The sequence below is a fragment of the Streptomyces sp. NPDC044003 genome (genome assembly GCF_056435185.1).
On the sequence record NZ_JBWKFA010000007.1, the window covers coordinates 496,900 to 512,128 of the forward strand.

Sequence of the window (15,229 nt, forward strand, 5' to 3'; positions counted from 1 at the left end):
CACCGATGGAGGGAATGGCGTGAAAGTGAGATACGGGCGGGCAATAGCCTGCTTCGTGGTTGCGGCGGTGGCCGGAACTATGCTGCCACAAGTCGCCTATGCGTCACCAGTTTCGAACGATGACGGCGAGGGTATTACCAGCGTCTTCGACGGCTGGTTCTCGGATTCCGATGGCGAAGTCACCCCCGAGGCCCCGCGCACCGGCGGAACGCCGGTGCTGCCGAGCCGGGAGAAGCTGCCGAACGGCAAGGCGGCTTTAAAGCCGAAGCGCGTCGCGGAGCTGACGGCGCGGCGGACGGCGAACGCGCGGTACTGGCAGCTGTCCGACGGCCGGGTGCAGGCCGAGGTGTCGGCCGTCCCGACCGGGTATCGGGCGGGGAAGTCCTGGAAGGACATCGACCCGACGGTCCGGCCGGGTTCGGTGGCGGGTTTCCCGTTCACCAACACGACGAACGCGGCGCGCACGTCGTTCGGCTCGGACGCGGGCCGACTGCTGAGGTTCGAGGCCGCGGGACACGTGGTGACGCTGGGTCTGGCGGGCGGTGCGGGGAACCTGTCCCCGGTCGCGGCCGGGGACACGGTGACGTACAAGGACGCAGTGTCCGGTGCGGATCTGTCGTACGGGGTCGGTCCGGGGCGGGTGAAGGAGAACATCGTTCTGGGCGCGAAGCCGTCCGGTCCGGTGTCCTTCACGTTCACCCTGGACGCGGGTGGTCTGACGCCGAAGCAGAACAAGGACGGCTCGATCTCCTTCTTCGGTGAGGGCGCGGACCCGGTCCTCGTCATCCCGGCGGCGTTCATGACGGACGCGAAGAAGGACGCCAAGGCCGCGTACGGCTCCGGCTACAGCGGCAACGTGGCGCAGAAGCTGAGCCGGTCCGGCAAGGGCTGGAAGCTCACCGTCACGCCGGACGCGAAGTGGCTGGCCGCGTCCGAGCGGCAGTACCCCGTCACGATCGATCCGACGATCTCGATCGCGCCGACGCCGTCGACGGCGCAGGACGTGATGATCTCGTCGGACGGCCCGGCGACGAACTACAAGGACAACTGGCGCCTGTCCGTGGGCAACACGTCGACGGGTGCGTCACGCGCACTGATCCGCTTCCCCGTCGGCAGCATCCCCGCCGGGACCAAGCTGGACTCCGCCGACCTGAAGCTGTGGTTCGACCAGTACCACACCACCGGCGACTCCGAGGTCCAGCTGGAGGCCCACCGTGCCACCCAGGCGTGGTCGGAGGACACGGCCACCTGGGACAGCGCCAACACCTTCACCGGTGAGCTGTCGGGCACGGCGGTCGTCGTCGACAACGGCGAGGCCGGCCGGACCGCGGCTGTGGGTGCCTGGCCTGCCTCCGGGAACACGGCGTACACGCAGTACGCGGTGAACCAGACGTACATGTACAACAAGGATTCGGTCGCCGGTGACACCTACACCTGGCAGCCGAGTCTTCCCGAGGACGGCACGTACCAGGTCGAGACGCACTACGTCCCTGCCTCGGACCGGGCGACGAACGCGCCGTACACCGTGACGTACGACGGCGGCAGCAAGCAGTACCTCGTCAACCAGCAGGCCGGTACGGCCGGCGTGTGGAAGACCCTCGGCAACCACCCGTTCAAGGCCGGAACCCTCGGCAAGGTGGTCCTGGGTGACGGGCCGGCGTCCACCAGCACCACCGTGCTCGCGGACGCGGTGCGGTTCACGAAGGGTGGTGTGGTCACCAAGCAGCCCGGTGAACTCAACACCTGGCACACGTTCCCGGTGACGAAGACGGTCCAGCAGTGGATCGACGGGACGTACACGAACAACGGTTTCGTGATCAAGGCCGGTGACGAGTCCGCCAACGGACCCAAGGGCGGGCCTCGTTACGAGGGCTCCGAGTTCGGTTACGGCGGTGAGACCGCCAACTACCCGCGCCTGGTGCTGACCTTCGGCCGGCAGGGCGTCGACCTTTCCGCCCCGACGACGATCCACGACACCGGCGCGGAGCTGAACTGGTCCGCGTACCAGGAGAAGGACCCGATCGGGACCGGCGACGACCTGGTCGAGTATCAGGTCCACCGGTCCATCAGCCAGACCTTCACCCCGTCGGCCGCCACGCTCGTGGCACCGGTCGCCCCCGGCACGACGTCCTTCACGGACACCTCCGCCGTGCCGACGAAGGGCGACGACCCGGATCCGTACGGCCGCGCGTACTACTACATGGTCGCGGTCAAGACGAAGGACGGGCAGGTCGTCGCCGCCCCCACCCAGCTCGTCCGCCTGCCCAAGGCCGGCCGTACGACCAAGGTGCTCACCGCGACGCACGACACCACCCTGTCCTCGCTCCAGACCACCACCGCGCACGACACGATCGACGACGGCGGTCCGAAGAACTGGCTGTCCGTCGGCAACAACTCCGCCACCTACGACGACACCCGCGCCCTGCTGAAGTTCCCGGCCCTCGGCATCCCCGCCACCGCGCGGGTCCTGGACGCGAACGTGCGCCTGTGGTCCACCCAGACCGCGCAGGACGCCACCGGCGCCGTCTACGAACTGCGCCCGCTGACACGCGACTTCGACGAGTCCGCCACCTGGGTCAAGGCGGACGCCGCCACGAACTGGACCATGCAGGGCGGCGACTTCGGCGCCGTCGTGTCCGACAACGGGGCCAAGACCAACGACCCGGCCCGCCACGACTGGAACGTCACCTCACTCGCCCAGTCCTGGGTCACGACCCCGTCCTCGCAGAAGGGCGTGGCCATCAAGATGGCCGACGAGGTCGCCAAGCAGGAGCGGACCCTGTTCCTGTCGTCCGAGGGCGCCGAGCCGAGGCTCGCGCCCAGGATCGTGGTCACGTACATCGACTCCACCACCGAGTCGACGTACTACGCGCCGCAGACCCCGGCCCGGATGACTCCGAACAGTGACTACACGGTCGACTTCACTCTCACCAACACCACGGACGCCAACTGGACTTCGGCCGACAACGTCCTCACCTACAAGTGGACGCTGCCCGACGGCACGGACGTGACGACCGGTGGCAACCAGGTCCAGACCGCCCTGCCGGCGAACGTCGCCCCCGGTGACAGCATCGACCTCCAGGCCGTGGTGAAGACCCCGATCAACTCGGACAACGGCAACAAGCGCACCGACTACGTGCTGACCTGGGACGTCTACAACAAGACGACCGGGACCTGGACTTCAGGCACCTCCGGCGTCCCGGGCCTGAAGCAGAACGTGGCGGTGGAAGACCCCACCTCCAACCAGCTCGGCATGGAGAAGTTCTACTCCTACACCGGCAAGAACACCGGTGCCGGCTCGACCGTCATGAACAACCTGGCGTCCGGCAACAGCGTGTGGCAGTACAACGCCTTCTCCAACCCGGGCCGTGGCATCAACACCTTCGCCAGGTTCGCGTACAACAGCCTCGACACCTCCGACACCGTCTCCGGTCACGGCTGGTCCTTCCAGGTCGCCGGCCCGACCCGGCTCGGCGCGCCGCTGGAGTTCCACCCCAAGCCCAACCCGACCGAGATCCGTCTCCCGGACGGTGACGGCACCACCCACGTCTTCCGCTGGGACTCCGCAACGAGCTCCTGGAAGGCCCCCGCGGGCGTCCACTACAAGCTGACCGCCAAGTCGGGCCTGGACTGCACCCCGCTGAAGGACCCGATCCCCGACGCCTGGACGCTGACCCGTCCCGACGGCACCCGGTTCCTCTTCGGCTGCGACGGCTACATGACGTCCGTCGTGGACAAGAACGGCAACACGCAGATGTACACCTACGAGGAACGGAAGTCGAACAACAAGCCGACCAAGTTCCTCAAGTACATCACCGACCCCGCCGGCCGGCAGTCGCTGACCGTCGAGTACTACTCCAAGGCCGACAGCAGCAACCCGAAGATCATCGACCACATCAAGTCGATGACCGACATCTCGGGCCGCAAGGTCACCTTCGAGTTCTCCGACAAGGGCCTGCTCACCAAGATCACCGACGGTGCGGGCTCGACCCAGCCGAAGGTCTTCGGCTTCGAGTACGACGCCACCCAGGGCAACAAGAACGTCAAGCTCGTCAAGGCGACCGACCCGCGCGGCAACGCCACGGGAATGACGTACTACGCCCCGCAGACCGGTGACGACCCGAAGTACCACTGGTGGACCAAGACCGTCACCGACCGTCTCCAGGGCGCCACGACCTTCGCGTACGCGGCCGACGCCGCCAACCCGAAGTTCACCGACACCGAGGTCACCGATGCGGAGAACCACGCGACGGACTACGTGACGGACGACTTCGGCCGTCCGGTCCAGAGCACGAACGCGAAGTCCGAGACGACCAAGTTGGCCTGGGACGCGGACAACAACGTCACGTACCTGGAAGAGGCCAACGGCGCCAAGACCGCGTACTGCTACGACCAGAAGACGGGCTATCCGCGCTGGCAGCGCGACGCGGAGAACAACAAGGCCGGCGTGCCCGCGTCCTCGGACTGCGCCCCGGGGGTCTTCCCGGCCAACGCGGCGACGTACGAGTACCTGACCCGTGGGGACGGTTTCTCGGCCGACCTGGTGGCCAAGACCTCTCCGGAGGGCCGGAAGTGGCAGTTCGGCTACGACCAGGTCGGCAACCTGAAGACGGTCACCGACCCCAAGGGCGTCGCCACCACCGGTACCGCCGGTGACTACACCACGTCGTACGAGTACGACTCCTACGGCCAGCTCACCAAGGCCACCGACGCCAACGGCAACCCGACCGTCAACAGCGGATTCGGGCCCACCGGCTACCCCACGAAGATCACCGACGCCCTGAACAACCCGACGTGGTTCACCTACGACGATCGCGGTCAGGTCACCGAGGTCGTCGACGCCCTGAGCAAGAAGACCACCCAGGCGTACGACGTCTTCGGCCGCCGCACGGAGCGGACGGTGCCCAAGAAGCAGGACCAGGGCGTTCTCATCACCACCCCTGCCCCCGTCTATGACGCCAACGACAACATCGTCACGTCGACAGCGCCGAACGGAGCGGTGTCCACCGCCGTCTACGACGCGGTCGACCAGGTCGTCTCGGCCACGGCGCCGAAGGACACCGCCACCTCGGACGAGCGCCGGACCGGCTACTCGTACGACAAGGCCGGCAACCTCACCTCCACCACCGAACCCAAGGGCACACTCACCTCGGGCGACCCGAACGACTACCGCACCACTCGGACCTACGACGCGGTCAACCAGCTGACGTCCGTCGTCAACGCCGCCGGGAACAAGCTGTCCTACGCGTACGACAACGTCGGCAACCTCGTCACGGTCGTCGATCCCAAGAAGAACGCGACCGCCGACGCCACCGACTACACCACCAAGACCGCCTACGACCTGAACCACCGGGTCACGACGGTCACCGACGCCGCCGGGAAGACGACCGCGAAGGCGTACGACAAGGACTCTCTGGTCGTGTCGACGACGGACGCCGACAACAACACCACGACGGTCGTACGCGACGAGCGCGGCAAGGAGAAGGAGGTCAAGGCCCCGTACGAGGGGACCACGTTCCGCACCACGAAGTACGAGTACGACCAGGTGGGCAACACGACCAAGGTGATCAGCCCGCGAGGCGTCGACACGACCGCCGCCGACGACTTCACCACGGAGACCGGCTACGACGCGCTCAACCGGGTGAAGCAGCAGATCCAGCCGTACGACCCGGCGGACGCCCGGTACAACAGGAAGGTCTGGACCGAGACGACGTACGACGAGGTCGGCCGGGTGAAGACCGTGTCGGCACCGCCGTCCGAGGGACAGACGGTCCGCAACGACACCACGTACACGTACTTCGACAACGGCTGGGTCGAGTCGTCCACCGATCCGTGGTCCATCGTCACCGGCTACGAGTACAACGCGCTGGGCAAGCAGACGGCGCGCACGCTGACCTCGGCGGGCGGTTCCTCGAACCGTACGATGACGTGGTCGTACTTCCCCGACGGCAAGCTGAAGTCCCGGTCGGACGACGGCGTGCCCGTCGGCAGCGCGGTGGTGCTCGTCGACAACTCCGACACGCAGAACACCGCCGCGACCGGCACGTGGACGAAGGCCGTCGCCACCGGGCAGCACGGCTACGACCACCAGATCCACGCCGCCGGCGCCGGTACGGACGCCTTCACCTGGACGCTCGGCATCCCGAAGGACGGCACGTACACCGTCTACGTGAAGTACCCGAAGGTCACCGGAGCCGCCACGACCGCGAAGTACACGGTCACGCACGCCGGTGGCACCACGGACAAGACGATCGACCAGAACACCGGTGACGGCACCTGGGTACCGCTCGGCTCGTACTCCTTCGCGCAGAGCGGCGCCGCGAAGCTCCAGCTGTTCCAGAACAGCGGTGGCAAGGTGGTCGCCGACGGCGTCAAGCTCGTCCGGAACGCCACGGGCGAGGCCGACACCGAGAAGAACGACTTCACGTACGGATACGACGCCAACGCCAACCTGACGTCGATCGACGACGCCTCCTCCGGCGCCCGGATCGACGCCTACGCGGTCGCCTACACCGGCCTCGACCAGGTCCAGAAGGTCACCGAGTCGCTGGACGGACAGGTGAAGAAGAACACCTCCTTCACCTACGACGCCAACGGTCTGCCGGAGACGGTCACGCACCCCGACCAGTTCTCCAGGTACACCTACGACCTGCGCGACCTCGTCGCCTCGGTGTCGGTCGGTTCGTCCCCGACCGACGGCTCCCCGAGGGTGAGCTCGTACACGTACACCGCTCGCAGCCAGAAGCTGAAGGAGACCAAGGCCAACGGGAACACGGTCGACCACACCTACTTCCTCGACGGGTCCGTCAAGACCAGGACGGAGAAGAAGGCGAACGGCACGCTCGTCTCCCAGCACACCCTGAGCTACGACGCCAACGGCAACCCGGCTCAGGACATCGGCCGGAAGATGAGCGCGGACGCGGCATCGACCTACATCGACGTCACGGCCGCCTACACCTATGACCCGGTGGACCGCATCGCCAAGGTCACCAAGAGCGGGACGTCCGCGTCCACCGAGACCTACGTGCACGACGACAACGCCAACGTCGTCGCGCAGACGGTCAAGGGCGTGACGTCCGCCTTCACCTACGACCGCGACCGCCTGCAGTCGGCGACGATCTCCGGCGCGGTGGCGAACTACAACTACGACCCGTTCGGCCGGCTGGAGACCGTCACCGGCGGCGGCAAGGTGGTGGAACGGAACACCTACGACGGCTTCGACCACGTGGTCGAGACGTCCCGGCTCACCAGCGGCGGCGGCCAGTCGGTCACGCAGTACGCCTTCGACCCGTTCGACCGCACGACCAGCAAGACCGGCGGCGGCAAGACCACCACGTTCAACTACCTCGGCCTCTCCGCCGACGTGCTGAGCGAAGAGGTCGCGGGCGCGGTCACCGCCTCGTACCAGTACTCGCCCTGGGGCGAACGGCTGTCCCAGCTCAAGAACCCCGGAGCCACCGAGGAACTGGGCGTGTACGGCTACAACGCGCGCGGCGACGTCGAGACCGTCACCACGACGGCCGGCGACACCTCGGCGACGTACGGGTACACGGCCTACGGCAAGGACGAGGCCGGCGAGTTCACCGGTCGCGACAAGCCGAACCCGGACGACCCGGCCAAGGACGCGTTCAACCCGTACCGCTACAACGCCAAGCGGTGGGACGTCTCCTCGGGCACCTACGACATGGGTTTCCGCGACTACAACCCGGAGCTCAACCGCTTCACCACCCGGGACATGTACAACGGCGCCCTGGCCGACATGCGGCTCGGCGAGGACCCGATGACCGCCAACCGCTACGCCTTCACCGGCGGCAACCCGGTCGGCCGTGTGGAGCTCGACGGCCACGAGCCGGACTGCATGGGGTACAACAGCTTCACCTGTCCCCGGATGAACCAGGACGTCGAGACGCCGTCGGGTCCGGGCGAATGGGGCAACGGCTGGCAGCTGACCACGGACGACACCCCGTCCACGGACGAGCCGGCCGCGGCCCCGGCGCCGCAGCCCAAGCCCATCCCCGCGTGGGAGAACTTCCTCGGCGGCGTGACCCACACACTGCTGACCGGATTCACCCAGGGTGGCAGCGACGGCGGCTCCACCGGCATCTGCGCCGGCATCGGCGGCGCGATGTACACCGGTTACGCGGAGCAGGGATGCTTCATGGTCGTCCAGAACAGCAACGGCGACTACGACATCGGCTTCACGGAGAGCCACGGCCCGGCGGTCGGCGACGGAGCCTCCGCCAGCCTCGACATCGTCTGGAGCAACGCGGACAGCTTCAACCAGCTCGCGGGCTCCGGCGTCGGCGCCGATGCGTCGGTCGGCCCACTGCTCGGCGTCCACGGCCTGTACAGCCGGGCGGTCAACTCCGAGGACGAATGGTCGTTCCCCACGGATTTCAGTAATCCGTGGGTCGTCAACAGCGACGGTGATCCCGTGTACACCGTCGGCGGCGGCGTCACCTTGGTGACGCTCTTCGACGTGGCCGGGGGCACCAGCTACACCACCGTCTACGGGGAGAGCGGATGGTGACATGATTCCAGCCGCCCGGGGTGCGGGTACGGGCACGCCCGGCGCCCGCACCCCGGGCGGCTCCCTCTCCGCACGGTTCCGAACGACGAATGGAGCAGCATGTCCTACGACGGGGCGTTCCTGTGGGGCCCGGCGAACTTCGAGGGACGGCCACCCGCCCGGCTCGTGCGGGAAGGCGCCGTCGTGGGCCTCGTGACCGCCGGCCTGGTCGCGGGCGCCGCGGTGACGGGTGTGCTGACCGGTTTCAGCACGGCGGGCTCGGTGATCGGTGTCGTCGTGGGCCTGGCCGCCGCCTGGTACCTCTTCTCGACGAACGCCGGACGTGTCCTGGTCGGCGCGGTCGCCCTGCTCGGCGGGGCCCTCGCATGGTGGATACCGGGCCAGACGGCGCAGGCCGTCCTCGCGGCGCGCGGTGAAGCGCGGACCGTGGTCGTGACCGAGGTTCACGTCCACCGCTACGAGGGACGGGACTACGTCAAGAACTCCTGCTCGGTACGGCTCCCCGACGGCACCCCGGTCGCGACCGAGGCATGGCGCACCTGCGGCGCCGGCGCACGCCCGGGCCAGAACCTCACGATGGTCTTCGACCCGCAGGACGCCGTCCCGCCGACCGACCGCATCCTTCCGGACACCGCCGCCCGGGCCCTCGCAGGGCCCGCGGCGGCGAGCCTGATCCTCGCGGCGCTGTGCTGCGTCGCCGTGATCCGATCCCAGCCGTGACCACAAGGGAGCGAAGCATGCAGAGACAACACCCCTGGCAGTGGGGACGGGTGGCGGGGATCTGCCTGGTGCTGGTGATGTCGGCCGGATGCACCGGCGGAACGGCGGACACGGACGCCTCCCCGAAGAGCAGCACGGGAGCGCCGCAGACGTCCGGAGGACGACCGCCCGGCGAGCGGACGGCCGAGAAGGCGTTCGACCTGCTGCGTGAGGCGGACTCGATGCGCATCTCGTTCACCCTCCGGGCTCCCCGAGGAGGCGCCGCGATCACCGTGCAGGCTGATCGGAGCGGCAACTGCAGGGGCACCTTCGACATGGGGCCGATGCAACGCGGCGAGCTCATCAGGGTGGCAGGCGACGACGCGTCCTACGTCCGCTACACCGACGTCGCACTCACGGAGATGCGTGTGGCTGCCGCCCGTCGCGGTCCCGAAGCCGCGGCACAGGCCGAGAAGCGCACGGCGCAGGCCCGGGGCAAGTACCTCAGGGTCACGTCGTTCACCTCCGCCGTGAAGGACCAGTGCGACCTGGACAAGGCGCTGTCGAAGGCACCGCGGGACGGAGTCGGCGTCCAGCAGCTGCCCGTGGTGGAGCGCGACGGCGAGCGGCTCATCCCGCTCCGCGGCCCCGACGGGAACGAGGGCCTGACCCTGTACGTGGCCGCCGACGGCGAGCCCTACCTCCGGCACATGGTGGGCCTGATCCAGGGCAACGAGATGAGACTCTCGTTCTCCCGGTTCGACGAGCCGGTGAAGGTGTCGACGCCGCCGGTGGACCAGGTCCTCGACACCGGCTCGAAGGGCGAAGGACAGCTCGGCATCTGAAGAAGGCGCCCCTGCCTCATTGCCGCGTCACGGCGATGAGCCAGGGGCTGTCTTCGGAGCCGCGCTGCTGCCCGTACAGTCTTGACAACGTCGCCGCTCTTCCTAGGAGTTGCGAGGTGCCGGCTCCTGGAGGGTGATCGCCCCCGAGGGGCAGACGCCGGCGGCCATGCGGGCGGCTACGCGGTGGGCGGCGGGCGGCTCGGGGTGCAGCAGGAGTACGAGTCCGTCGTCGGGGTCCTGGTCGAAGACGTCGGGGGCGGTCATGGCGCACATGCCGGCGCCGATGCAGCGCTCACGGTCGACGCTCAGACGCGGCGCGGTCACTTCGCGTCCCAGGTGACCGGGAGGCTCTTGACCCCGAAGATGTCCGCCGTCTCCGGGCGCAGGGCGACCTCCTCGGCCGGTACGGCCAGCCGCAGCGTGGGGAAGCGGTCGATCAGCGCGCGGAAGGCGACCCGCATCTCCACGCGTGCCAGCTGCTGGCCGAGGCACTGGTGGATGCCGTGGCTGAAGGCCAGGTGCCCCTCGTGCGGCCGCCGGACGTCCAGCACGTGAGGGTCTGCGAAGCGTTCGGGGTCGCGGTTGGCGGTGTTGTACGAGAGGACGATCGTCGTGCCGGCCTTGATGGTCTGGCCGCCCAGCTCGACGTCTTCCAGCGCCGTCCTGTGGAAGGTCTTGGCGACGCTCAGGTACCGCAGCAGTTCCTCCACGGCCCCGTCGGTGAGCGTGGGATCGGCGCGCAGCGCGTCCAGTTGGGCCGGGTTCTGCAGCAGCGCGAAGGTGCCGAGGGACAGCATGTTCGCGGTGGTGTCGAATCCGGCCGCCAGCAGGATGAGGCTGATGCCCCTCAGTTCCTCGTCGGTGAGGTCGCTGTCGGTGAGTTCGCTGAGGATGTCGTCGGTGGGGTTCGCGCGCTTGGCCGCCACCAGTTGCGCCAGGTATTCCTGGGTCGCGGTGTAGGCCGCGATCAGCTCCTCGTCGCTGACCTCCCCGCCCATGAACGTGTCGATCTGCTCCTGGAAGGACGCCCGGTCCTCGTACGGCACGCCCAGGATCTCGCAGATCACGATGGTGGGGATGGGCTTGGCGAACACGGTCACCAGGTCCGCCGACGGGCCGGCCGCCTCCATCGCGTCCAGACACTCGGCGGTGATCTGCTCGATCCGCTCGGCGAGCATCCGCATCCGTCGCACGGTGAACTTGCCCACCAGGGGCTTCCGGTAGCGGCTGTGCTCCGGCTCGTCCATGAGGAGGAACTCACCGGGCGGCGCCGGGGGAAGCTCGAAGTCGACGACGTTCATGAGGTCCTTGCGCGAGCTGAACCGCGGGTCGGCCAGGATCGAACGCACCATGTCATATCCGGTGACCAGCCAGCCGGGCTTTCCGCCCGGGTGGGTGTAGGCGCTGATGGGGCCGTGCTCGCGGGCATCGAGCAGCTCGGCAGGCGGGTCGAAGGGGCAGCCGGAAGGACGCTCGGTCGGCAGCGTCGTGACGGTGTGGAGGGGCTCGGTCATGGCCATTCCTCATCTCGCGATATGACGTGTTCGGTGTTGATCGAAAGCTACGTTGCGTTCAGAGTGCCGTCAATGCCCGGAGTGTGAATCCCCAGGCCAGGCACGGAAATTGATGCAATGGTCTGCGGTCAAACGCAACGTTGCGTTGCAATGGCTCCCGTCGAAAGTCATAGTCGCGGCATGCCCGGAGGGCGGTTGACCCGGCAGGAGCGACAGCGCATCGCGGCCGGGCTCGCCCAGGGCCTCTCGTAGCGGCGTCGCGACGTCTCCGTAGGGCGGGACGCTCCCGTTTCGTGCCGGTCGGGGGCTTCTTCACCGCGGCCCACGTCAAGAACGCGTGAAGAGAGGGCACTCGGGCGCAAAGAACGCGCCAGGAGGGACGGAAGCCGTCCTGACCAGGGCTCACGCTGAGCGGACATGAGTACGAAGGAGTCCGCCCCATGACCGCTCTGACCACCGCGAAGGACGCCGCACCCGGCACCGAACAGCCTCCCGATACCGGTGCCCGGCACAAGCTGACGGCGGTGACCGGGCTCGCCGCGCTGTCCCTCGACGCCATGGCCTCCGTGGCGTACGGCCCCGAGGCCATCGTCCTGGTCCTGGCGGCGGCCGGCGGGTACGGGCTCGGCTTCACCCTGCCCGTCACGCTGGCCATCGCCGGGCTGCTGGCCGTGCTCGTGGCCTCGTACCGGCAGGTCATCGTCGCGTTCCCGGACGGTGGCGGCTCCTACGCCGTGGCGAAGACCCACCTCGGCCGCCGCACCAGCCTCGTGGCGGCGGGCTCGCTCGTCCTCGACTACGTCCTCAACGTGGCCGTCGCCGTCACCGCCGGTGTCGCCGCTCTGACGTCGGCCCTTCCGGAGCTCTACGGCCACCGTCTGTGGATCTGTCTCGCCGTCCTCGTGCTCATCACGGCGGTCAACCTGCGGGGCATCGTCGACTCGGCCCGCGCCTTCATTGTGCCGACCGCCGTCTTCGTCGGCGCGATCCTGGTCCTGATCGTCGTCGGCCTGTTCCGCGACGCCCCGGTCTCGACCGAGGCCTCCGCCGGTCACGCCTCGGTCCTGGCGGACGACGCCACCACCGTCGGCGCGCTGCTCCTGCTCAAGGCCTTCGCCTCCGGCTGTTCGGCGCTCACCGGCGTCGAGGCGATCGCGAACGCGGTGCCGTCCTTCCGCGCCCCGGCCGCCCGCAGGGCCATGCGGGCCGAGGTCGCCCTCGGAGCGCTGCTCGGTGTGATGCTGATCGGCCTGTCGGTGCTGATCTCCCGCTTCGGTCTCCAGACGGTCGAGGGCGTGACCGTGCTCGCCCAGCTCGCCGACGCCTCGCTCGGCCACAACGCGGCCTTCTACGTCGTCCAGTTCGCCACCATGGTGCTTCTGGCCCTGTCCGCGAACACCTCGTTCGGCGGTCTGCCCGTGCTCCTGAAGCTGCTGGCCCGCGACAACTACGTGCCCCACGTGTTCGGCCTCAAGGCCGACCGGCAGGTGCACCGGCACGGCGTGCTCTGGCTCGCAGTCGTCTCCGCCGTGCTGCTCGTCTTCTCCGGCGGCGACACCAACACCCTCGTCCCGCTCTTCGCCATCGGCGTCTTCGTCGGCTTCACGATCGCGCAGACCGGCATGGTCCGGCACTGGCGCCGCGAACGCGGGCCCCGTTGGGTGGCCAAGGCGCTCCTCAACGGCCTCGGCGCGCTTCTCACCGGGGTCAGCGCCGTCGTCGTCACCGCCACCAAGTTCCACGACGGCGCCTGGCTGATCGTGATCGCCCTTCCGCTCCTCGTCCTGCTCTTCGAGGGCGTCCACCGGGCGTACGGGACGATCGGCGCCCGCCTCGGCGTCGGGCACGTCCCCGAGCCACCGCACCGCGAGCGCTCCCTCGTCCTGGTCCCGGTCTCGTCCCTGACCCGGGTCACCAGCGAGGCCCTGACCGCCGCCGTCTCCCTCGGCGACGAGGTGCGTGCGGTCACCGTGTGCCACGCCGACCCGGAGGACCGGGAGGCGACGGAGGCCCTGGAGCGGGACTGGGCGCTGTGGAACCCCGGGGTCCCGCTCGTCCGGCTCGCCTCCGAGCGCCGCTCGCTCGGCAGGCCGATCGCCGGCTACGTACGGGAGCTGGCCGCCGCCCACCCGGACACCCGGGTCACCGTCCTCATTCCGGAGGCGGAGCCCGAGCACCTGTGGCAGCGGCTGCTGCAGAACCAGCGGGGCGCGGTCGTCGCCCACGCGGTCCGCAGGGACACGGACGCCGTGATCTGCCGGCTCAGGTTCCGCCTCTCGCGCTGAGGCCGGGGCTCAGCCGACGTGCACGCGGGGGCGCAGGTCGCGGTCGGGCTCGGCCTCGCGCAGGATCTCCCGGGTGACCGGGGCGATCTCGCCCTGTCCGAAGAGGAAGAAGCGGATGAAGTTGGCGAAGGGGTTGCCCTCGGTCCACTCGAAGTAGATGTGCGGACGGGTGCCGGTCAGGTCGCGGGAGTGGAGCAGCAGGGCCGCGAGGGCGTTGGGGACGGACGAGCTCTCCACGGTCAGGACCCGGAAGCGGTCGTGCAGGACCTCGCCCTTGACCGTGAGACCGGCCTCGAACTCGGACGGGTCGGTGACCGTCACCTCGACGAAGACGAAGTCCTCGGTGCCGGGGATGTCGTTGTCGGCGCGGATCTGGTCCTTCTTCGCCCGGTACTCGTCGGCGTCGCGGTTGTCGGGTTCGTTCGCGATGTAGCGGGGTGTGCGGCGTGAGATGTCCTGGATGAACCGCTCGGCCATCTCGTCGAGTTCGACGTGCGTGACGCGCAGTTCGAAGGCGCGGCCGAGCCGGGAGAGGAGCGAGATGAGGATGATGCCGGCGATGAAGCAGGCACCGATCTTCACGCCGTCGGGGCGCTCGATGACGTTGACGACGGTGGTGTAGAGGAAGACGGCGGAGATGACGCCGAAGCCGATGGTCCACCCCTTCTGCCCGGCCTTGCGGGCCGCGATCGTCACGGCGATGGCGGCCGAGGAGATCAGGACGAGGACACCGGTGGCGTACGCGCCGCCCTGGGCGTCGACGTCGGCGTCGAAGATCCAGGTCACCAGGAAGGCGACCAGGGTGAAGACGATGACCATCGGGCGCACGGCGCGGGCCCAGTGCGGGGCCATGCCGTACTTGGGGAGGTAGCGGGGCATCAGGTTGAGCAGGCCGGCCATGGCCGAGGCGCCGGCGAACCAGAGGATGGCGATGGTGGAGATGTCGTAGATCGTGCCGAAGGTGTTGCCCAGGTACTCGTGGGCGAGGTACGCGAGGGCACGGCCGTTGGCCTGGCCGCCGGACTCGAACTCCTGCTGCGGGATGAGCACGGTGGTGATGAAGCTGGTGAAGATCAGGAAGACACTCATGATCAGGGCGGCCGTGGTCAGCAGCTTCTTCGTGCCCCGGATCCGGCCGGCGGGCTTCTCCTCGGTGTCGCCCGGATCGCCCTGGACGTGCGGCATGACGGCCACGCCCGTCTCGAAGCCGGAGAGACCGAGCGCCAGCTTCGGGAACACGAGCAGCGCCACGCCGACCATCGCGAAGACGTTTCCGTGTTCGGCGGTCAGCGCGGCGGTCCAGTCGGTGACGACATGGCCCTCGGTGAGGACGTGCCACAGGCCGGAGACGACCAC

At 68.7% G+C, this 15,229-nt stretch carries 7 protein-coding genes; 4 read left to right on the top strand and 3 right to left on the bottom strand.

Going from position 1 to position 15,229, the window contains the following annotated elements; genetic code table 11:
* Positions 1 to 1,006: 1,006 nt before the first annotated feature.
* The 3 genes from AC07AW_RS28255 (at position 1,007) to AC07AW_RS28265 (ending at position 10,074) form a co-directional block, all read left to right on the top strand.
* Positions 1,007 to 8,530: a golvesin C-terminal-like domain-containing protein gene (locus AC07AW_RS28255; protein ID WP_478818277.1), complete on the top strand. Its 7,524-nt coding sequence runs from the start codon at positions 1,007 to 1,009 to the stop codon at positions 8,528 to 8,530.
* 99 nt (positions 8,531 to 8,629) lie between these two features.
* The gene (locus AC07AW_RS28260) at positions 8,630 to 9,250 is read left to right on the top strand and encodes a hypothetical protein (protein WP_478818251.1); all 621 of its coding nucleotides are present in this window, start codon (positions 8,630 to 8,632) and stop codon (positions 9,248 to 9,250) included.
* Positions 9,251 to 9,267: 17 nt separating this feature from the next.
* Positions 9,268 to 10,074, top strand: coding sequence for a hypothetical protein (locus AC07AW_RS28265; protein WP_478818252.1), 807 nt, complete (start codon positions 9,268 to 9,270; stop codon positions 10,072 to 10,074).
* 102 nt (positions 10,075 to 10,176) lie between these two features.
* Here the strand turns inward: AC07AW_RS28265 and AC07AW_RS28270 are convergent, their stop codons facing one another.
* On the bottom strand, positions 10,177 to 10,398 hold the full coding sequence (locus AC07AW_RS28270) for a ferredoxin (RefSeq protein ID WP_478818253.1): 222 nt from the start codon (positions 10,396 to 10,398) through the stop codon (positions 10,177 to 10,179).
* Positions 10,395 to 11,588 (bottom strand): cytochrome P450, encoded by a 1,194-nt coding sequence (locus AC07AW_RS28275; protein ID WP_478818254.1) that lies wholly within the window; start codon positions 11,586 to 11,588, stop codon positions 10,395 to 10,397. Before AC07AW_RS28275 ends, AC07AW_RS28270 begins: the two co-directional genes overlap by 4 nt.
* 440 nt (positions 11,589 to 12,028) lie before the next feature.
* Between AC07AW_RS28275 and AC07AW_RS28280 the strand changes: the two genes are divergently transcribed.
* On the top strand, positions 12,029 to 13,873 hold the full coding sequence (locus AC07AW_RS28280) for an APC family permease (RefSeq protein WP_478818255.1): 1,845 nt from the start codon (positions 12,029 to 12,031) through the stop codon (positions 13,871 to 13,873).
* Between the two features lie 9 nt (positions 13,874 to 13,882).
* On the opposite strand, the gene AC07AW_RS28285 is transcribed toward AC07AW_RS28280, so the two are convergent.
* The coding region (locus tag AC07AW_RS28285; protein WP_478818256.1) for an APC family permease at positions 13,883 to 15,229 on the bottom strand (1,347 nt) is incomplete at its 5' end.